Source organism: Gordonia sp. SID5947 (assembly GCF_009862785.1).
GTDB lineage: Bacteria > Actinomycetota > Actinomycetes > Mycobacteriales > Mycobacteriaceae > Gordonia.
In genome coordinates this window covers 269,838-290,471 of sequence record NZ_WWHU01000001.1, presented here as the reverse complement: position 1 = coordinate 290,471, position 20,634 = coordinate 269,838, and the positions used below count along the sequence as shown (strand labels likewise).

Annotated in this window: 17 protein-coding genes and 3 pseudogenes; 3 read left to right on the top strand and 17 right to left on the bottom strand. The window is 67.4% G+C overall.

Going from position 1 to position 20,634, the window contains the following annotated elements; all coding sequences use genetic code 11:
- Positions 1-33 precede the first annotated feature (33 nt).
- Both GTV32_RS01415 and GTV32_RS01410 read left to right on the top strand, forming a co-directional pair.
- Positions 34-699, top strand: a complete 666-nt coding sequence (locus GTV32_RS01415) for an alpha/beta fold hydrolase (RefSeq protein WP_161062271.1) — start codon at positions 34-36, stop codon at positions 697-699.
- 50 nt (positions 700-749) lie between these two features.
- Positions 750-1,144 (top strand): annotated as a pseudogene (locus GTV32_RS01410) (type II toxin-antitoxin system PemK/MazF family toxin); the annotation flags it as partial.
- Positions 1,145-1,240: 96 nt separating this feature from the next.
- On the opposite strand, the gene GTV32_RS01405 reads toward GTV32_RS01410, so the two are convergent.
- The 4 genes and pseudogenes from GTV32_RS01405 to GTV32_RS01390 all read right to left on the bottom strand — a co-directional run bounded on the left by GTV32_RS01405 (position 1,241) and on the right by GTV32_RS01390 (position 6,091).
- The gene (locus GTV32_RS01405) at positions 1,241-2,083 is read right to left on the bottom strand and encodes a transglutaminase family protein (RefSeq protein ID WP_161058637.1); all 843 of its coding nucleotides are present in this window, start codon (positions 2,081-2,083) and stop codon (positions 1,241-1,243) included.
- Positions 2,080-3,063, bottom strand: coding sequence for an alpha-E domain-containing protein (locus tag GTV32_RS01400; RefSeq protein WP_161058636.1), 984 nt, complete (start codon positions 3,061-3,063; stop codon positions 2,080-2,082). Before GTV32_RS01400 ends, GTV32_RS01405 begins: the two co-directional genes overlap by 4 nt.
- A pseudogene (locus GTV32_RS01395) lies at positions 3,060-4,894 on the bottom strand (circularly permuted type 2 ATP-grasp protein). Before GTV32_RS01395 ends, GTV32_RS01400 begins: the two are co-directional and overlap by 4 nt.
- 57 nt (positions 4,895-4,951) lie before the next feature.
- Positions 4,952-6,091: a sulfotransferase family protein gene (locus GTV32_RS01390; protein ID WP_161058635.1), complete on the bottom strand. Its 1,140-nt coding sequence runs from the start codon at positions 6,089-6,091 to the stop codon at positions 4,952-4,954.
- A gap of 232 nt (positions 6,092-6,323) precedes the next feature.
- Between GTV32_RS01390 and rpsT the strand changes: the two genes are divergently transcribed.
- A complete protein-coding gene (gene rpsT / locus GTV32_RS01385) occupies positions 6,324-6,584 on the top strand; it encodes a 30S ribosomal protein S20 (protein ID WP_161058634.1) in 261 nt (86 codons plus the stop codon).
- An 85-nt stretch (positions 6,585-6,669) separates the two neighbouring features.
- Here rpsT and holA read toward each other — a convergent pair whose 3' ends face one another.
- The 13 genes and pseudogenes from holA to recG all read right to left on the bottom strand — a co-directional run bounded on the left by holA (position 6,670) and on the right by recG (position 20,629).
- Entirely contained in the window at positions 6,670-7,650 is a 981-nt protein-coding gene (holA, locus tag GTV32_RS01380; protein WP_161058633.1) for a DNA polymerase III subunit delta, read from the bottom strand.
- A complete protein-coding gene (locus GTV32_RS01375) occupies positions 7,634-9,217 on the bottom strand; it encodes a ComEC/Rec2 family competence protein (protein WP_343287175.1) in 1,584 nt (527 codons plus the stop codon). Before GTV32_RS01375 ends, holA begins: the two co-directional genes overlap by 17 nt.
- Positions 9,214-10,293 (bottom strand): ComEA family DNA-binding protein, encoded by a 1,080-nt coding sequence (locus tag GTV32_RS01370; protein ID WP_161058631.1) that lies wholly within the window; start codon positions 10,291-10,293, stop codon positions 9,214-9,216. The genes GTV32_RS01375 and GTV32_RS01370 overlap by 4 nt, the downstream gene beginning before the upstream one ends.
- A 109-nt stretch (positions 10,294-10,402) precedes the next feature.
- A complete protein-coding gene (locus GTV32_RS01365) occupies positions 10,403-11,251 on the bottom strand; it encodes a DegV family protein (protein WP_161058630.1) in 849 nt (282 codons plus the stop codon).
- Between the two features lie 9 nt (positions 11,252-11,260).
- Positions 11,261-12,010, bottom strand: coding sequence for a diglucosylglycerate octanoyltransferase (octT, locus tag GTV32_RS01360; RefSeq protein WP_161058629.1), 750 nt, complete (start codon positions 12,008-12,010; stop codon positions 11,261-11,263).
- Positions 12,007-12,720, bottom strand: a complete 714-nt coding sequence (locus tag GTV32_RS01355) for a histidine phosphatase family protein (RefSeq protein WP_161058628.1) — start codon at positions 12,718-12,720, stop codon at positions 12,007-12,009. The genes octT and GTV32_RS01355 overlap by 4 nt, the downstream gene beginning before the upstream one ends.
- A complete protein-coding gene (rsfS, locus tag GTV32_RS01350; protein ID WP_161058627.1) occupies positions 12,717-13,079 on the bottom strand; it encodes a ribosome silencing factor in 363 nt (120 codons plus the stop codon). The genes GTV32_RS01355 and rsfS overlap by 4 nt, the downstream gene beginning before the upstream one ends.
- A gap of 60 nt (positions 13,080-13,139) precedes the next feature.
- Positions 13,140-13,844: a nicotinate-nucleotide adenylyltransferase gene (nadD, locus tag GTV32_RS01345; protein WP_161058626.1), complete on the bottom strand. Its 705-nt coding sequence runs from the start codon at positions 13,842-13,844 to the stop codon at positions 13,140-13,142.
- A gap of 52 nt (positions 13,845-13,896) precedes the next feature.
- Positions 13,897-15,341, bottom strand: a pseudogene (locus tag GTV32_RS01340) (VWA domain-containing protein).
- Positions 15,341-16,267 (bottom strand): MoxR family ATPase, encoded by a 927-nt coding sequence (locus GTV32_RS01335; protein ID WP_161058625.1) that lies wholly within the window; start codon positions 16,265-16,267, stop codon positions 15,341-15,343. The pseudogene GTV32_RS01340 and the gene GTV32_RS01335 overlap by 1 nt, the downstream one beginning before the upstream one ends.
- On the bottom strand, positions 16,267-17,544 hold the full coding sequence (locus GTV32_RS01330) for a glutamate-5-semialdehyde dehydrogenase (RefSeq protein WP_161058624.1): 1,278 nt from the start codon (positions 17,542-17,544) through the stop codon (positions 16,267-16,269). The genes GTV32_RS01335 and GTV32_RS01330 overlap by 1 nt, the downstream gene beginning before the upstream one ends.
- 80 nt (positions 17,545-17,624) lie before the next feature.
- Entirely contained in the window at positions 17,625-18,332 is a 708-nt protein-coding gene (locus tag GTV32_RS01325; RefSeq protein ID WP_161058623.1) for an HNH endonuclease family protein, read from the bottom strand.
- Between the two features lie 53 nt (positions 18,333-18,385).
- Entirely contained in the window at positions 18,386-20,629 is a 2,244-nt protein-coding gene (gene recG, locus GTV32_RS01320; RefSeq protein WP_161058622.1) for an ATP-dependent DNA helicase RecG, read from the bottom strand.
- Positions 20,630-20,634: the final 5 nt, after the last annotated feature.

The following is a 20,634-nucleotide window of genomic DNA, read 5'->3' as shown; positions in this document are numbered from 1 at the left end:
GTCGACGTGGACGCTCGCCGCTACCGTGAGTACATGGCCGCGCGCACCCCTGAGACGACGTCCTACGACAGCGACGGCGTGGTCGCCGAGGTGTCTCGCCCGCCGGGTCCGAGCCGGGGCCTGGCGGTGCTGGCGCACGGGGCCGGCGGCAATCGTGACGCGATGATCCTGCGTGCCATCGCCGCGGAACTCTGCGCCGAGGGGCTCGTCGTCGCGCGGATCGACCTCCCGTACCGCCAGCGCCGCCCCAAGGGCCCTCCCAGTCCGTCCACGGCGGCCGCCGACCGTGCCGGCATCGTCGCGGCCTGCACGCTCTTGCGCGAGGAGTCCGAGGGACCGCTCATCGTCGGAGGTCACTCCTACGGCGGACGACAGGCATCGATGGCGGTCGCCGAGAACCCCGGTTTCGCCGACGGCCTGCTGCTCAGCTCCTACCCGCTGCACCCACCGGGCAAACCCGAGCGTCTTCGAACCGAGCATCTCCCGTCGATCGAAGTACCAACGGTGATCATCCACGGAAGTACCGATCCGTTCGCGACACCCGACGAACTCGCCACCGCCGTCGCGCTGATCCCGGCACCGGTACGGGTCGTCGAGATCGAGAAGGTGGGACACAATCTGAATCCGGACCGCAAACCCACGGCGGCGCTGACCGCCGAGGCGGTCACCGATGTCTTCTTCACCCCAGGGCGCGCGTGACCTCCGCCGACCGCGACCCGATCGAGACCGGTCGTCGTCTGCCCGGGCATCCGACGCACCACTTCGCCCGGCAGATCTTCTACTCCCCGACCTCGACGGGGCAGCCGATCCCGGCGAGATCGTCTGGACCTGGGTGGCCTATGAAGACGACGCGGACAAGGGCAAGGATCGGCCGGTGCTGGTGGTGGGCCGCGATGTGGACGACGCCGACTGTTCCCATCTCCTCGGCCTCATGCTGTCCAGCAAGGACTGGCATCGCGAGGACCCGGACTGGATCTCGGTCGGGACGGGCGTCTGGGATTCCTGGCACCGCGAGAGTTTCGTGCGTCTCGACCGCGTCCTGATGGTCGCCGAGCACGGCATCCGGCGCGAGGGCGCTATCCTCGAACTGGATCGCTTCGAAATCGTCGCCACGCGGCTGCGAACGGATTTCGGCTGGCGGTGAGCGTCTCGAGACCCTTCGAGACCCTTCGAGACGCTCGCCGGCTCGCTCCTCAGGGCGCAGCACTCACCGGCTCGCTCCTCAGTTGCCGGCCCGGTGTCACGCGAGCCGCGTGATCTCCACGACGACATCGAGATCGGTGGCCCCACCACCGGTGTATATGCCCTTCAGCGGTGACACATCGGAGTAGTCGCGGCCGACGCCGACCGAGACGTGTTGTTCGCTGATGCCGGTGTCGTTGGTCGGGTCGAATCCCCACCAGCCGCCGGTCCACGCTTCGATCCAGGCATGGCTCTGCCCCTCGACAGTCGCGTCGATTGCCGCATTCGGCTTCGGGTGCAGATACCCCGAGACGTAGCGCGCCGGAATTCCCAGACTCCGCAACATCAGCAAGGTCAGATGCGCATAGTCCTGGCACACACCCTTGCGCTCGTTCCAGGCATCGACGGCCGTGGTGTGGACTCCGGTGGTACCCGGGACGTACTCCATCTCGGTGTGCACATACCTGCACACCGCCTCCACGGCCTCTTCAGGTTCGAGACCTTTCGCCAATTTGTTTGCCGCCGAAGAGAGTTGCCGGTTCTTGCAGACATATGTGGTGTACGCCAGCATCTCGTCGTAACGATCTGCCACGTACTCACCGCGGATCTCCTCCCACGTGGCACGTTCCGAAGGGCGTTCGCCGGGTTCGGTTTCCACGACCGACATGCCCGAGACCTCGAGCTCCTCGTGCGGAGCATGGAGATCGAACGCGGTCACCGCACTGCCCCAGTAATCGGTGTACCGATAGGACCTGGTGGCGGGGACGGTCTCCACGCGGTTCACGATGACGTTCTGCCGGTTGTCGCTGCGCGGGGTGAGGCGCGCCTCGTTGTACGACGACGTCACCGGGCTCTTGTAGGCGAACCCGGTGGAATGGACGACACGCAGACGCCAGCTCACAGTTCACTCTCCTCGATGACATGATCTTCGGCATCGCTGACCCGGGCGTCTGCCCATGACACATACGGCGACACATGGAAGTACTGCGCGGTGACCGCCTCGTTCACCGCGCGACAGGTGTCCTGGAGGTCGATCAGGCGATCCTGCAGATCGTCGAGCAGCTTGCCCGGCTCGAGGAATTCCAGGGAACTGCGTGCACGTCCGAGCAGGAGCAGCGCCTCAACCTGGGCTCCCACGCGGCTCGGCCGCTTCTCCAACTCGACCAGGTTGCTCTCCGCGACGCGCAGCGCATGGAACACCGATCGCGGAAAGAGCCGGTCGAGCAACATGAACTCGACGATGTTCTCGGCATCGAGCACGCCTCGGTACGTCCGCAGGAATGTGTCGTGGGCGCCCGCCGACACCAGAACGCTCACCCACGCAGGCGAGCTGACGCGGTCTCCCGCACGTGACAACAACATCCGGATGGTCATGTCGACCCGCTCCACCGAACGCCCGAGCAGAAGATAGCGGTATCCGTCGTCGTGGCTGAGCGTCGCGTCGGCGAGGCCCGCGAACATGGCTGCCCTGTTCTTCACATAGGACAGGAACTCGTGCGGTCCGAGCCGCCGAGCACGTCGTTCGGCGTCTCCGAGTCCGTTGTAGGTGGTGTTGAGACACTCCCACATCTCGCTGGAGGTCACTTCCCGTGCGCCGCGGGCATTCTCACGCGCCGACCGGATCAGGTCGATGATCGATCCGACCGAATCCTTGTCGTAGGCCACACGTTCGGTGAGCGTCCACACGTCCAGTTGTTCGTCGGTGTCGGGCGCTTCCAGACCCAACACCTGGATCACCAGGCGCGCCTGACGATCCACGTCCACCGTCGCGTCCTCGAGAAGTTGGTGGATCGCGACGTCGAGGATGCGCGCCATGTCGTCCGCCCGCTCGACGTACCGGCCGATCCAGTAGAGGGATTCGGCGTTGCGCGCCAACATCATCGGTGGTCACCTCGCTCACCACGCGTGCCCGGCTGCGGCACGGCCGATGCGCGGCCTTGCTGTTGCTGCTGGGTCTGGGTGTGAAGTGGGTCCGGCGCGCTCTCGGCGGGTCGCGCGGCGGCGACCCCGCTGGCGTTGACGACCTTCGCCCCCGAGAGCTCCCGTTCCTCCGACGACCGGGACGAGGCGAGCACCCAGGTGTCCTTGGAGCCACCACCCTGACTGGAGTTGACCACCAGCGAACCCTCCGGCAACGCGACGCGGGTGAGCCCGCCCGGCAACACCCAGACGGATTCGCCGTCGTTGACGGCGAACGGACGCAGATCGACGTGCCGCGGCCGGACGGCACCGTCGATCTTGGTCGGCACCGTCGACAATTGCACCACCGGCTGGGCGATCCAGCCACGAGGATCGTTGCGCACCTTGCGTGCCAGCGTGTCGAGTTCGGCCTTCGTGGCGTCCGGGCCGAACACGATGCCGTAGCCGCCCGAGCCCTCCACCGGCTTGATGACCAGTTCGTCGATGCGGTCGAGCACCTCTTCGCACTCGTCGGCGAGCCAGCACCGCAAGGTGTCGACGTTCATCAGGGAGGGCTTCTCACCGAGGTAGTACTCGATGATCTCGGGAACGTAGGTGTAGATCAGCTTGTCGTCGCCCACCCCGTTGCCGACCGCGCTCGAGATCACCACATTGCCGGCGCGCGCGGCGTTCAGGAGTCCCGCGACACCGAGCATCGAATCCGGACGGAACTGCATCGGATCGAGAAAGTCGTCGTCGATGCGACGGTAGATGACGTCGACGCGCTGCTCGCCCTCGGTGGTGCGCATGTAGACCACGTTGTCGCGGCAGAAGAGATCTCGCCCCTCGACGAGTTCCACCCCCATCAGTCGCGCCAGGAGCGAGTGCTCGAAGTAGGCGGAGTTCGCGACGCCCGGGGTGAGCACCACGATGTTGGGATCGGCCTCGTTGAAGGCAGCCGACGCGCGCAGAGCCCGCAGGAGGTGACTCGGGTAATCGGCCACCGCGCGGACGCGATGTGACGAGAAGAGGTCCGGGAACACGCGCGCCATGGTGCGGCGGTTCTCCATGACGTACGACACGCCGGACGGGGAACGGAGATTGTCCTCGAGGACCCGGAAGTCGCCGTTCTCGTCTCGGATCAGGTCGATACCCGCCACGTGGATACGAACTCCGTTGGGAGGACGGATGTTCGCGGCCTGCCGATGGAAGTGTTCACACGAGTGGACGAGGCGCTTGGGCAGCACCCCGTCCCGAAGGATCTCCTGCTCGCCGTAGATGTCGTCGAGAAAGAGCTCGAGGGCTTGCACGCGCTGGGTGATCCCGGCTTCGAGCTTGCTCCACTCCGCCGCCGAAATGACCCGCGGCACAACGTCGAGCGGGAACGGCCGCTCTTTTCCCGACAGTGAGAACGTGACGCCCTGGTCGATGAAGGCCCGACCGAGCGCGTCCACGCGCACGTCGAGGTCGGCGCGGTCGTACTCGGCCATCGCCTTGTAGATGCCCCGATACGGCCCACGAACTTCGCCATCGGCGTCGAACATCTCGTCAAAGGCCTTGCCGTACGGACCTTTCGAGTATCCGGTGAAGATCGTGTCGTCGATCGCTTTCGGTTCCCGGACAACGGCCTTGGCGCGCTTGGCGGCCGGCGCCGATTCGCGCGGCCTGCTCTTGCCGCCGGTCGCACGTTTGCCGTCACCACTGCGGGCACCGGACTTGGCCCCTTGGTAGTCCCGGTCGCGTTCGACTTACCGGAGGCCGCCTTGGCGGCCGCTCGCTTGGTGGACGTTGAGGTCGTCGACGCGGGACTCATAACTTGCCATGGTGCTACAAAAACCCGGATTCGGCATGATGGTTCGACACCTGCGCGTCAGAGCGAGCGACGAACTCCCAGTGCACGCCGCCGGATCCGACGGACGACGTTCATCGCCCGGGTCTGCCATCTCGGGCCGACCGGTGGCAGCGGCGCTCTCTTGATCATCTCGGCCATGGTGTCGAGGGCGACGTCGAGTATCTGCTGGGCGTCCGGAGCGGACGCGTCGCCGGTCGACTCGGGACTGACCGCCAGGTCGGCGAGATCACCGGAGACCCGATAACCGGCTTCCCGGAGCGCATCGTTCATCTCCCCCGCGGTCTGAGCCACCCACCCGCGCTGATCCGCGGCGAGCGCAAGCGGGGCCCCGGATCGGGACTTGAAGAGGATCTGCCCGATCACCTCCCCCTTGACCACCCGCTCATATCGGCGCCACTCCACGTCGGAAGGCTGCAGTCGATGATTGAGTTGCCGGACGAGGTCGGCCTGAGATGCGTCGAGTGAGGAATTCAGATTCGGCACCGGGATCGTCAGTGCCCCGGGGTCGACGTCGAGCACTCGCAGAAATCTCTCCCAGAGCGAGTCGCCGGGCGTGTCGCGTCGAGTGGGCACGGTGACCACGTGGACGCGGTCGGTTCCCACCGCCTGCGCCCAGTCGGCCAGGATCCGCGTGTAGTCCTGAAACTCCCAGAACGGCTCTTCGACGCCCGCGTCGGCGGGCGGGACGAAGCCCGGCAGGGCCGGACCGTGCTGGTGTACCGAGGTGAGGAAGTCGTCGAAGGTCGCCGGATGCTGGTTCTTCACGTTCTCCTGCCACACCGACGGCAACTGTCGCGCCAGGTCACGCACCGTGGCGATCACATGGACCTCGTCGGCGAAGGAGAGGTCGTCCATGAGTTTTGCGATGTGTTCCGGCGTCGCCGTTGCATAGAGTTCGTGCGAGAGCAGTGAGGTCTGCGGCCAGGCCTTGATCTGCGCGAGCAGCGTCGGCCACTTGCGTGCGAAGTTCGGATCGACCCAGTCGAGATAGCGCTCGGGCTGCAGGTGGACCGCAGCATGGAAGTGGTCGGAGATCACGTCACCCGGATACAGGAGGCCGGATGAACGCATGGCGAGGTCACGGTTGCGCCATAGCCGATCCTGTAGATGCGTGGTCCCGGTTTTGGGCAGGCCGATATGCACGTAGACAACAGACATGATGGGTTGAAGCCTAGTTGGTGGGGATCGGGCACATCATGTGACGATGCGGTGGCGGCTATCGCCGCCGGGCACGATTTGGGCGGTGTCGAGCCCTGCTGGTAACGTAGAGCGCTGTCGCAGTGTCGGCAGGATCATCCCGATCCGGACTTGTCCGAACTGCTCAGGCGCGACCCGCTCGCCGCCGAAACAGAACAACGAGTACCAACCCGAACCAAAGAGGTATACACGCGTGGCAAACATCAAGTCGCAGGTCAAGCGCATCCGCACCAACGAGGCGAGCCGTCAGCGCAATCAGGCCGTGCGCTCGTCGCTGCGGACCGCGATCCGTCAGTTCCGCGCGGCTGCCGACGCCGGCGACAAGAACAAGGCCGCCGAGCTCGCCGCCGATGCGGGCAAGAAGCTCGACAAGGCCGCCTCGAAGGGCGTCATCCACGCCAATCAGGCCGCCAACAAGAAGTCGGCGATGGCGCTGGCAGTCAACAAGCTCTGACCTGACCCAGCAGCTGTAGCCTGATCTTTCTTTCACGGCTCACCCCGGTGACATCCACGCAGTCACCGGGGTGAGCCGCGTTCTGTCACCGTCGGCCGCGTTCGCGAGTGGGACGTAGATCCGCGACCGCGGCCACCGCGTGCTCGAGACTGAAGTCCGCGTCCGCGGCCTGTCCCTTGACATCTCCGTTCAGCTGGGCGACCACGACGATCGCCGACGCGATCGAGGTCGAGTCCCATGCCCGCGCCTGCGCCTGCACCTTCTTCACCCGCCGCGGCGGCATGCCCAGTTCCGAGGCAGCGGCGTATTGATCCATCGAGCCGATGCCGCGCACGCGCGCGATGGCATGGACCGCCTCCGCCAGGGCATCGGCCAACAGGACCCGTGGCACGCCGTGATGCTCGGCCCACGCCAGCGACTCCAATGCTCCCGCCCGATCTCCGGTGACCGCCTTGTCGGCGACCTCGAAACCGGTGATCTCCGGGCGGCCCTGATAGTAGAGCCGTACCGAGTCCACGGTGACCTTGCCATCGGTGTCGGCGACCAGCTGGTCACAGGCGGCGGCGAGTTCGCGCAGTTCCGATCCGACGCCCTCGACGACCTGTTCGACGACGTCGTTGCTCACCTTGGCCCCGAGTGACCGGAACTCGTTGCGGACAAAATCGATCCGCTCCGAGGGCCATTTGGGACCGGCGCAGTCGTGCTCGACCGCGCCCGCCTTCTTCAATGCGGGCACCATCGCTTTGGCGCGTCCGCCACCGGTGTGGACGACCATCAACGTGATGCCCTCGGGCAGTTGCTCGGCCGCCTCGCCGATGAGTGCCGCAGGTTCCTTGCCGGCGTCGGCTGCCGACTCGACCACCACGATGCGGTCCTCAGCGAACAACGACGGACTGAGCAGCTCGGCCAACTCGTGCTCGGTGACGTCACCCGCCCGGACCCGCGTGACCGGGATGTCGGCACCGGTGGCAGCGGACTGCTCGGCGACCACCGCCGTGATCACGCGGCCGGTCAAGAAGTCGTCGTCCCCGAGCAGCAGGTGCAGGCGTTCAGTCACGGCGACCATCGTGCCAGACCCGCCCGACATCGCGCCCAGGACCACGCGTCCGCACACCCCCATCGCGACGCCGCATCGCAAGCCGCGCAGCCATATGTAGCGCGAACACGATCAGCGCAGCCGCCACCGCCACCACGATCCCGCCCAACACCCCGGGAGGGACCGGGACCGCGGCCCATCTCACACTGCCGAGAATCCGCGCGCACGTCAGCATCCACCACAGTTCGGGTCCCAGAGCTCGGATGACCAGCTCGGCACAGCCTGCGCACACGCCATCCGGGCCACCCACTGCACCACCGACGGCCGCCGCCGTCCCGACCACACCGACGAGACCGACCACGGGGACGACCAGGATGTTGGCCAGCAGCCCGACGACGCTGAATCGACCACTCAGCACCGCGACGACCGGCGCCGCGGCCAGTTGCGCGGCCACGGCCATCGCCACCAGCTCGGCCAGCAGCGCCGGAACATGCCGAGCGCGCAACCAATCTCGCATCCCGCCGGACCACAGCGCCAAGCCCGCAGTTGCCACCACCGACAACACGAAACCCGGCGCAACGGCCAACTCCGGCCACCACAGCACTCCGACGAGCGTGGCCGCACCCAGCGCCGGCATCGCCTGCGCTCGCCGTGAACCGACCAAGGCCAGCAGGCCGACCATGCCCATCATCGCGGCCCGCAGCACGCTCGGCGACGGACGAACCAAGATCACGAAACCCACCAGGACCACCACCCCCACCACCGCCGTCGTCCACGGTGAAGCACCCAGCGAACGAATCCCGAGAACAGCCGCCCCACAGACGATCGCGAAGTTGCTGCCGGACACCGCAAGAAGGTGGGTCAGACCGGCCGCACGAAAATCGTCACGCACCTGAGGGTCGAGCATGCTCGTGTCACCGAGGACCAGCCCCGGCAGCAACCCGGACGCATCCGGCCCGAGTGCCCGCGCAGACACCACCCTCAGCCGTTGCCGGACCTCTCCGGCGAGACGTTGGTGCGGCGGCGGCCGTCCGAGAAGCCTCGGCTCGGACACCGCCGACAGGCGCGCCACCATGAGGTCGTGACCGCGCGGCGCCCCGACTCGAACCAAGGCCGAGACTCGCTGACCCGGAACGAGTTCCACCCAAGCGGCGGCCGGACCGGACAGTTCGGCAGGCACGTGTCGGCATTCGCGTCCGGCCACCGCGACAACGTCGACGCGGACCCGCACCCGCTCTCCGGGATCAAGCACCACCGGGTCGTCACGGATGATCAGACTGACCCGGGTCTTCCCATCGATGTGCGTCAACGGATGATCAGCACGGGCGTCGAGACGGATCGCGAGGGCCACCGCCGTCGCCGCGGCGAGACCGCAGATCACCACCACGAACGACGTCACCGCCCAACTGGCCCTCCCGAGCCGTCCGGCTGCCCCACACGTCGCGCTGCCGACCACGCCGGCGATCACGATCACCCACAGCGCGGTGGACGAACCGAACAAGCCGACGAGGCTGACCGTCCAGACCACCACCGCGGGGACCACCAATCGGTAGTCCCCGGGAGGAAGTATCGCGCCGGCCGCCGACCTGGGTGTCACACGGTGACCAGATCGCGCAGCTTGGCGAGGCGGGCAGGCCCGATCCCGTCCACTTCGCCGAGCTGTTCGACCGAGGTGAACCGCCCGTGCGTCTCGCGCCATCCGATGATCGCCTTGGCCGTCACCGGTCCCACCCCGGGCAACTCGTCCAGCTGTGACTCCGTCGCCGTGTTCAGGTCGATCTTTCCCGTCGAGTGTCCCGCCGATGTCGGCGATGCCGGGCCACCACCACTCCCCGAGGTAGCCGGCCCGGACGCGCCGGCGGCAGCCGACGGACCGACCACGGCACTGCGCATCGCCATCCGTCCACCGCCGGCGGTGTAGCCGACCAGGACCTGATCGCCGTCGGCCAGTCGCTGAGCCAGGTTGAGCGACAACAGGTCTGCCCCTTTACGTGGGCCGCCCGCCCGATTGATCGCATCAGCGACACGCGCCTGTCCGTGCAACCGGACCAGTCCGGGCCGGTGCACCAGGCCGACGACGCTGACCACCACCTCCGTGTCGGCCTGCGGTACAGGAGGTTCGGGACGCGTCACCGCCGAGCTGGTCGGCCCGGCATCCGCCGGGAAGGCCACAGGTGTCATGGCGTCGTCGGATCCCCCTCGGAGCAACGAGATCCCGGCCACCGCACACACGACGACCCCGACCAGGATCAGCGCGATCGCGGCGGGTGGAGCGACGGCGAACCGTCGAGGTGGGCGGGTGTCCTCCAGGTCGTCCGGCTCGAGGTCGCCGAACCCGTCCCCGACGGTCATCCGAGCCCGCGGGCGCTGCTCCGGCGCAACGGGATCCAGCCACGTTGGCACCGCAGCGACTCCCCACGGACTGTCGACGGCACCGATGTCGTCAGAAGTGTCGACGGGGTCGTCGACCCGGGCGCCCACCGGGGCCGGTCCGGGCTCAGGGTCGGGAGCCGAGCCCCAGACGTCGGAGGTGCCGGGATCCCGACCATCGGCGGACGACTGCCCGGCCGGCTCCACGGGAGGTCGGGAAAGCCGGTCGAGCGGGGTGCGCCGCCCACCCCGGTGTTCGGCGGGCGGCACATCGGAGGACGGGCGTCGCGCAGAGGTGCTCATGACCGACGAGCCTAGGAATCATCACCCCAGAAAACGCGCGCCTGCGCGACACCGGTCCCGATCTGTGGATGGATCCAGGATTGTGAATGCCCTGCGGCGGTGGGGCTTCTCAGTCCTCGAGCGGATCGAGGCCGGTGGCGATCGCCACTCCGATGGCCCCCGGACCCACGTGGCATCCGAGTACCGGACCGAGATCGACGATCAGTTCCGACGTCACCACCCGCAGCCGCTCGGTCAGTTGGTCGGCGAGCTCACGCGCGAGTTCGGGCGCCGCGCTGTGCTGGACGCCGAGGATCACCGGCCGGCCGTCTGCCGACTCCACGGCCGCGTCGACCATCTTGGTGAGCGCCTTGGAGAACGTGCGGTGACGCTCTTTGAGCGTGAGGACGCCGTCGACCATGTGCAGGATCGGTTTGATCGACAGCGCCGATCCCAACATTTTGCTGGCCGCACTGATCCGGCCGCTCTGGCGCAGGTTGTCGAGTTGATGGACGCAGATCATCGAGTCGACGGTCGCCGCCTGGCGGATCGCCGACTCGTATACGCGGTCCCGGTCGGCTCCCGACGCCGCGGCCTGAGCGGCACCGATCGCGGTGAAGCCGACGGCGAGTCCCACCGACCTGGCATCGACGACCCGCACCTGCCCGGGAAACTTCTCGGCGGCCAACCGACCGGCACCCCACGTGCCCGACAACCTGCGTGACATGTGGACCGCGACGACCCCGTCGCCGTCGCTCGCGGCGAGTGCCTCCTCGTAGGCAACGGTGAGGTCGTGCGGATTGGCACCGGAGGTCGTCACCCCGGGTGTGGAGATGAGGTCGTCGGGAATGTCGTCGACGCCCTCGAGGTAGTCGGTGCCGTCGAGCTCGAGGTGGAGTGGGACCTGCCGGATGCCGTAGTGATCTGCGACGGCGTGCGGCAACCGCGACGAGGAATCGGTGACGACGACGACTGGCACGCGTCTACGTTAGCCGGTCGCCTCCTGACCGGCCGCGTGCCGGTCGAGGACGTCGTCGACCACGGGCACCACGACGTCGGCGATGCCCCGGTGGCAGTCGAAGCCCCAGTGGATCCCGTCCGGATTCATGTCGTCGCCCGCGCCCGGCCCGACCGGAAAGAACCCGTCTCGGGTGACCGGATAGAAGTCCGCCGTCGGCAGATCGTGCATGGCCGCCCACTCCGCCATCGCGGCCGTCGTCGGAATCCGGCCACTGTGCACGTAGCCGTAGTAGGGGCTCCGATGCGTGGGCGGCAGACACACCACGATCGGCAGATCGGGTCGGAGTTGTTGCAGCGCGGCGCGGATCTTCTCCAGATATTCGACCGTCACGGTGGGTGGCAGTGCCACCGGCCAGCCGACCGTCGACAGCCGCGGCTGGAGCCATTGATATCCGTCCCGGACGAGCTGTCGTAAGCGGTTCGGCCGGACGTAGCGGATCTGTTCCCGCACCGCGGTCGGCAGCGGCGAAGGAAGACTGTCCATCCCGCCGAACGCCAGGACGACGACGGCGGCGCGCGGCACCGCAGCCCAGATGTTGGGGTCCTGTGTCAGCGCCCACCACACATCACGACTGGTCCACCCGATCCGTCCGAAGAGCCGTACCTCGCGACCGCATCGTTCACCCACGAGATTCGGCCAGATCCGCGGATCGTCGGCGGCCAGTCCGCCCGTCGGGCCGTAGTACGCCAGCGAGTCGGAGAGGACCAGCACAGTCATTGGACCGCTGCGTCGGCGCTCTCGGCCGACGCGTTCCAGACGTCGAGCCGCCACCGCGGCGCGCTGCCCGGGACACCATGTCCCGACAGCTGCACCCAACTCGTGTTGGACAGCCCACCGAAGACCGGCCACGACGTCTCCGGGAGATCGAGCAGGGCCGCGGTCAGCGCGGCGATGACACCGCCATGTGCGACGAGCACGACCGGGGCCTCGGGGTCGTCGCCCGTTCCCCACCCGTCGAGATCGGCGACCAGCTCCTCCACGAGCGGCAACGCACGGCGGGCGACGTCGATCCGGCTCTCACCGTTCGGCGGACTCCAGCTCGCGTCGTCGCGCCAGATCCGTCGCGCACCCGGCATGACGTCGTCGACCTCGTGGTGGGTCATCCCCTGCCAATCGCCGAGGTGGGTCTCACGCAGGCGCTCATCGGTGTCCACGGACAGACCGGTGGTGCGCGCGAGAGCCTCGGCGGTGTCCCTGGCGCGGGTGAGATCCGACGACCTGATGAGCATCGGCGCCCGCTTGGCGAGTACTTCGGCCGCCGCCGCGGCCTGCCGGACCCCGAGCGCCGAGAGCTCGGTGTCGAGCTGCCCCTGCATGCGGCTGGTCGCGTTGTACTCGGTCTGGCCGTGCCGCAACAGGATGAGACGCCGCACCACCGGGGTCAGGCGCTCGACGGCGGTGTCGTGCGAATCCGGTCCCCCACTCATCCCAGGCCGTCCACCTCGATGATCGGGCAGTCCTGCCACAACCGTTCGAGAGCGTAGAACTGCCGCTCGTCGCTGTGTTGGATGTGCACCACGATGTCGGCGTAGTCGATCAGGGCCCAGCGGCCCTCCCTGGTGCCCTCTCGGCGCACGGGCTTGTAGCCCGCGTCGCGGAGTTTGTCCTCGACCTCGTCGACGATCGAAGTCACCTGCCGCTCGTTGTCGGCGGAGGCGATCACGAAGATGTCGGTGATGACGAGTTGTTCGGAGACGTCGATGACGGTGACGTCATGCGCGAGTTTGTCGGCGGCGGCGAATGCGGCGACCTTGGCCATCTCCAGCGCTTCGGCGGTGGCAGTCACGGGTGTCCTTCCATCGGATGTTTCAGGGCGGTCGCAACCGGATCGGTCGCGCCAGATCGATCAGGGAGCGGAAACGCCCGGCGAGGATGCCCTCGGTGAACGGTACAGCTTGCGTTTGGCGATGTACTGGACCACTCCGTCGGGAACCAGATACCAGACCGGGCGCCCGCGTGCGGCGCGGGCACGGCACTCGGTGGACGAGATCGCGAGCGCCGGGATCTCGAGCATCTGCAGGGTGTCCGGCGGCAGGGCCTCGAGGTGCTGCGCCAGGTGCTTGGCGTGGAGTTCGTAACCGGGCCGACTCACGCCGATGAAGTTGGCGAGTTCGAACAGTTCCTCCCAGTCCTGCCACGACAGAATTGACTCCAGTGCGTCGGCTCCGGTGATGAAGTAGAGCTCGGCTTCGGGATGCATGGCCCGCAGATCGCGCAGTGTGTCCACGGTGTACGTGTCGCCCTCGCGTTCGATGTCGACACGGCTCACCGTGAACCGCGGATTCGACGCGGTGGCGATGACGGTCATCAGGTATCGGTCTTCGGCGGGACTCACCGCGCGCGTCTGCTCGGCACTTGCCACCGTGGCGTCGTCGGCGAGTTTCTGCCATGGTCGGCCGGTCGGCACAAAGATGACCTCGTCGAGGGAGAACCGGTGTGCCACCTCGCTGGCGGCCACGAGGTGGCCGTTGTGGATCGGGTCGAATGTGCCACCCATGATGCCGATACGGCGTGCACGCGGCTGCTGTTGCAACGGGCGGTCGGTGGCCATGAGGTGTGAGTTTACGCGGTGGGCGCCGAGCGGCCGCCCCGCCCGGGTGGGATCACACCGGGAGCAGATCGGCGATCGCGCGACCGAGCTGTGTCGCGTTGCGGCATTCGAACATCTCGATGATCTCCGCGTATTCGATCGCCGCCGAGTCCCCAGTACCCCAATTGCGCTTCGCCTCGGGGTTGAGCCAGTAGGCGTGCCGGGCGCGTTCGGTGAGTTCGCGCAGTGCCGCGAGATGCGGGTCGTGGTAGTTGGTCCGGCCGTCGCCGAGGATCAGCAACGCCCCGCGATGGGTGAGCGACTCACCGTACTCCTCGACGAATCCCCGCAACATGTTGCCGTAGTCGGAATGGCCGTCCCGCGTGCTGATCCGTGCGGTCGTGATCATCCGATGCATGCTCGCACCGAAGTCCTCGTCGTCGGCTCCGCGGTCGAAGAAATCTGTCACCTCGTCGACCGTGTCCACGAAGGCGAACACTCGAACCTTCGAGAATTGTTGGCGCAGTGCGTAAACCAGACGGAGGGTGAACTGCGAGAAGCCGGCGACCGAGCCCGAGACGTCACAGATGACGACGAGTTCGGGCCGGCCGGGCCGCGGCTTGCGATGACTGAGTTCGATCGGCACGCCCCCGGTGGACATCGAGGCCCGCAGCGTCTTGCGGACATCGACGGAACCGCGGTGAGACCGGCGACGCCTGATCTCGAGCTTCGCCGCGAGCAGACGTGCCAGTGGCTCGATGGTCCGTCGGATCTCGGCGAGATCCTTCGCCCCCGCGCTGAGGAAGTTGATGTTCTCGGGGAGCGGGGGACGGCGTACTCGGCGACCCGATCACGTCCGTTGCGGCCCGCCATCCGACGTTGCGTCTCGGCTTCGATGGCGGCACGAAGCTCTCCGGCCCGGGCACGGGCAGCGCGTCGATAGAGCGGCTCCGTGCCGGGTCGGTCGCCGCCGGACCCGTCGTCGCCACCCGCCATCGCGGCCGCGATCCGGGCGATCAACGTCTGCGGGTTGACCGACGACAACGCCTGGTAGGCCGAGAACGCCTCACCACGGGTCGACTCGTATCGGCCGAGCTGATCGACGATGAGCGCGATCATCTGATCGAGGCGCCCCTGGGCATCCGCCGCGTCGTCGGCGAGCATCTCGGCGATCGTCTCGCGCAACGCCTCGACGTCGATCTCGCCGTCGTCGGTGCGAGGCAGGTCGGTCACCGCGGTCCGGGCTCCGGTACCGAGGGGAAACCAGAGGTCGAACACCGTGTCGAAGACCCGGCGGTGCATCTGGTCGCTGATCAGCGTGGTGGCCAGCCCTTCGCGAAGGCTGCGCCGGTCGAGGAGGTCGAGCACCTCCATCGCCTGTGCGGCATCGATGAGCGAGGAGGGACCCACGACCATCCCCCGGGCCCGCAACTCGTCGACGAACCCGGTGAGATGCGTGATCATCGGGACCTGGTCGGCGGCCACGTCCCCCGGCGAACGGGACCCCTCGGACGGCATCAGCCCAGCTTTAGTTCTTTGAGAGCCGTCTTCAGATCCGGTCGGTGCTTCAGTACCACTCCCAGGGTGCGGGCGATGAGGCCGTCGTCGAGTTTGCCGCCGCCGGCGGAACCGCTCGACTCGCCGGCACCGAGCGCGAGCAAGGTGTTGGCCCAGTCGATGGTCTCGGCCACCGACGGCTTCTTGCGGATGTCGAGCGTGCGCAACACACCGACGACACGCACCAGCTCGGCGGCCAGCGCATCCGACAGACCCGGCACACGCGAGGCCAGGATCTCCCGCTCGCGCGCGGCATCCGGGAAATCGATGTAGAGGTAGAGGCACCGACGCTTCAGCGCCTCCGACAGATCACGAGTCGCGTTCGATGTCAGTATGACCACCGGCCTCCGCGTGGCGGCGACCGTACCCATCTCGGGGATCGTGACCGCGAAGTCGCTCAGCACCTCGAGCAGCAGACCCTCCATGTCGACGTCGGCCTTGTCGACCTCGTCGATCAGCAACACCGTCGGCTCCGAGCGCGAGATCGCCTTCAGCAGCGGCCGAGGCAGCAGGAACTCGTCGGAGAAGATGTCGGCCTTCGCCTCGTCCCATTCCCGGCTACCGGTCGCCTGGATGTGCAGGATCTGCTTGGCGTGGTTCCACTCGTACAGCGCACGTGCCTCGTCGATGCCCTCATAGCACTGAAGTCGAATGAACTCCGCGTTCGTCGCCTGCGAGATCGCCCGTGCCAGTTCGGTTTTACCGACCCCCGCCGGACCTTCGACGAGCAGCGGCTTGCCCAGACGGTCGGCGAGGTAGGTGGACGTGGCGGTGGCGTCGTCGGCGAGGTAGCCGGTGGAACGCAGCCGCGAGACCACATCGGCGACATCACCGAACGAGGGCACCGTTGCCGGGCCACCGCCGGCGGCGGTGGTCGCGTCGCTCATCACGCCGGCCGGATGTGGCCGTCGCCCCAGACGATCCACTTGGTCGAGGTGAGCTCGGGCAGACCCATCGGCCCACGAGCGTGCAATTTCTGGGTCGAGATCCCTATCTCGGCGCCGAAGCCGAACTGTTCCCCGTCGGTGAAGGCGGTGGAGGCGTTCACCATCACCGCGGCCGCATCGATTCGGGAGGTGAACTCGCGCGCGGCCGCGAGGTCGGTGGTGACGATCGCTTCGGTGTGGCCGGTGCCGTAGGTGTCGATGTGAGCGACCGCGGCGTCGAGACCGTCGACGATCTTCATCGCGATGTCCATCGACAGGTACTCCTCGGACCAATCGGTCTCGGTTGCCGGCTCCATCCCCGGCTCGTCACCGTGGATGATCACACCCTGCGCCTGGAGGGCCTGACGGATCTTGGGTAGCGCGTCGGTGGCGACGGCCTTGTCGATGAGAACGGTCTCCGCGGTGTTGCACACACTGGGACGTCGCGTCTTGGAGTTCAGGATGATCCGGGTCGCGACGTCGACGTCGGCGAGCGCGTGGACGTAGACGTGACAGTTGCCGGTGCCGGTCTCGATCGTCGGAACCGTGGCGTTGGCGACGACGGCGTCGATCAGTCCGGCCCCGCCACGCGGGATCACCACGTCGACCAGGCCTCGCGCGCGAATCAATGCGGTGACGCTGGAGCGATCCTCACTCGGTAGCAAGGCGACCGAATCGGCACTGACGCCCTTGCCGCGCAGCACCTCCCGCAGGATGCGCACGAGTTCGGCATTGGAGTCGGCAGCCGACGACGACCCACGCAGGAGTACGGCGTTGCCCGATTTGAACGCGATCCCGAAGGCGTCGACGGTGACGTTCGGTCGCGCCTCGTAGACCATGCCGACCACGCCGAGTGGCACACGGACCTGTCGGAGTTCGAGGCCGTTCGGGAGCGTCTTGCCCGAGACGATGCCACCGATCGGGTCCGGCAACACGGCCACCTGTCGGAGGCCGTCGGAGATGCCGGCGATGCGCTCCGGGGAGAGGCGCAGGCGATCGATCAGATTGGCCTCGGTGCCGTTGTTCTCGGCCCGGGCCACATCAGCGGCGTTGGCAGCCAGGATGGCCTCGCTGCCGCCGTCGATCGCCTCTGCCGCGGCGAGCAGGATCTCGTTCTTCGCCGCGGTGGTCAGACCGGCCAGCGCCCGCGACGCGACCTTGGCAGCCTTGGCCAGCCCCCTGACGACCTGCTCGATGTCGGCCGTCGCCACGCCCGGTACGGCGGTGGGTGCACTCATGGATTCCTCGACTTCACGTGCGGAATTGTGTCGCTCACCAGACTAACGCGGTGTGCCGGGACACCCACAGCGCGGTGCACTCAGCACTGCCGAAGGGCTCCTCGCAGCGTCGTCGCCGACGACGCGTCGAGCACCAGGTGATAGGTGATCACCACGGTCACGAACTGGATTGCGTACTGGCAGTGGAATCCTCTGTTCGGCGGCATCCAGCGGCCGGGTTCCTGGTCGGATTTGGTCTGATTCGACGCCCCGTCGACGGCCACGAGGTTCGCCGGGTCGTTCGCCAGATTCAGCCGGGTCGTCGGCGACCACGACCAGGCGCCCATGTCCCATGCGTACGCGAGCGGCACGATGTGGTCGATCTGGACGGCGCCCGCGCGGCGGTCCCGCCGGAACACGATGAACTCACCCGTGTAGGGACTGCGGAACTCGCCGGCGACGACAGCGCGCGGACAGGACGACACTGCTGCCCGGCGGGTGTCGGTGAGGTCGCGAGCGAGGACGTCGTTGCGGGTATCGCATCCGTTGAATCCGCCGGCCGCCGCGTTCGCGTCACTCCACGCGGACCCGAACGCCTCGCGCTGATAGTCATCGCGGGAAGGACGTTGCGCGAACGTCGGAACACCGGCCATTGCGCTCAGCAGGTGCCGGGCGTGCTCTCCGAAAGCGGGATCCGACGTCGGCCGATCAGCCGGTGCGAGGATCCCCACCGCGACGATCAACGCACTCAGGACACATCCGCAGAGAATCAGCCACCAGCGCAGCGGCCACCCGGCCGTGAACGTCATGGTGATTGGACGTCGTGAGCCGGCGCTGCGTTCCACCCGTCCGTCGATCGGCCCTAGGACTTGTCCAGGTACTTGACCTTGTTCGGCACGAGGATCGCGTCGACAAGGTCGGCCAGCGGACGGTGGTCGGCCAGCGGCAGATCCTTTCCGACGATCTCGTCGGCCAGGTCACGTGCGTCGGCAATGACTTCGCTGTCGGCGAGCAACGACAGAAACCGCAGTGACGACGTACCACCGGACTGCAACGACCCCAGTACATCGCCCTCCCGGCGTTGCTCGAGATCGACACGCGCGAGGTCGAATCCGTCGGTGGACGCCTCGACCGCACGCAATCGCTGCATGGCCTGTGACACCTGCGGAGCAGATGTCATCAACAGGCACAGACCGGCATGGCCGCCACGGCCCACGCGACCACGCAACTGATGGAGCTGACTGACACCGAACCGTTCGGCATCGACGATGACCATCATGGTGGCGTTCGGGACGTCCACGCCCACCTCGATGACCGTGGTCGACACCACCAGGTCGATCTCGCCGCGACCGAAGGCGTCCATCACCGCGTTCTTCTCGTCCGCGGGCAGGCGCCCGTGGAGCATCTCGATCCGATGGGACCCGAGCGGACCGGCCAGCAACTCCGCGTACTGGTCGACCACCGAGGTGCTCTTGGGTGCCTGTCCCTCGTCATCACCGGACCGTCGTGACTTCTTGTCGTCGGGGTCGTCGCCGATGCGCGAGCAGACCACGTAGACCTGCCGGCCTGCGGCGATCTCCTCGGCGGCGCGGGCCCACGCACGGTCGACCCAGGCCTCGTTGCCCATCGGGACCACCGACGTGCTGATCGGTTGCCGCCCCCGAGGCAGTTCGGTGAGCGTCGAGGTCTCCAGGTCGCCGAACACGGTCATCGCCACGGTCCGCGGGATGGGGGTCGCCGTCATCACCAGGAAATGCGGCATAAGCCCATCTTTTCCCTTGGCGCGCAATACGTCTCGTTGCTCGACCCCGAACCGGTGCTGCTCGTCGACCACCACCATCCCGAGGTCGAAGAAGGTGACGTTCTCTTCCAGCAGCGCATGGGTTCCGATGACGATACCCGCGGTACCGGTCACCACGTCCAGCAGGGTCTGTCGCTTGCCCGCGGTCTTCATCGATCCGGTGAGCAACGCGATCGTGGTGGCTCCCTCGGCCGCGGTGAGCTGACCCGCCTCGGCGAGGTCACCGAGCATCGTCCGGATGGTCCGATGATGCTGGGCCGCAAGCACCTCGGTGGGGGCCAGGATCGCGCACTGGTGGCCGTTGTCGACCACGCGCAGCATGGCCAGCAGCGAGACGAGTGTCTTACCCGAACCGACCTCGCCCTGCAGCAGCCGACTCATCGGCACCTCGTGCCCGAGTTCGTCGGCGATCTCGGCCACCACGGTGCGCTGGCCTTCGGTCAGCGTGAACGGCAGGCGTTCGAGCAGCCGGTCCTCGAGCCCACCGACCACGTGTGGACATGGCGGTGCACTCTCGGCCCGGCCGGCGATCCGCCGTTGCGCGAGCACGGTCTGGATCGCCAGCGCCTCGTCGAACTTCAGACGCGCACGCGCCGCATCGATGTCGTCCTCGGTGTCGGGCAGGTGAATCCGGCGCAGGGCATCGTCGGTGCCGATCAACTCACGGCCGGCGCGCTGCTCCGGGGTGAGCGCGTCCTCGACGTCGCCGCCGTCCTCCATCGCCGCCAGAATCCGGCGGATCGCGCCCCAGATGTCCCAGGTCTGAATCTCCTTGGTGGCCGGGTAGATCGGCACGATGGGGCGATCGAAGGTCGCCGGGTCCACCTCGCCTCCGGTGATCTCGGCCTCGACGGCGTACATCTCGGATAGCATCGCCGAGCCCACCACGCGGTCGACCTCAGGATCGCCGTCGGGCAGGACGGCCCACTCCGGGTGCGACAGTTGGACCTTGCCCTGAAACGTCTTCACCTTGCCTGCCATCATCACTCGCGCACCGGACTTGAGCTGGTGCGCGATGAACCTGGCGTTGAAGAAGTTCGCCTCGTAGGCGTGGTTGCCGTCGGTCACCGCGACCTTGAGGAACTGTCCATGGCGCTTGCGCATCTGGATCATCCGCGAGCCGGTGATCCGGCCGACGATGGTCACCCACTCGTCGTTCTCGGGCAGTTCGTCGTTCGACAGCTGACCGTGGCGGACGTAGCGGCGCGGCGCGTACCGCAGCAACTCGCCCACGGTCGACACCGACAGGGACGCCAGCTTGGTGGCGGTCTTCGGATCCAGCGCCACGTCGAGCGCGTCGGACATCGCGA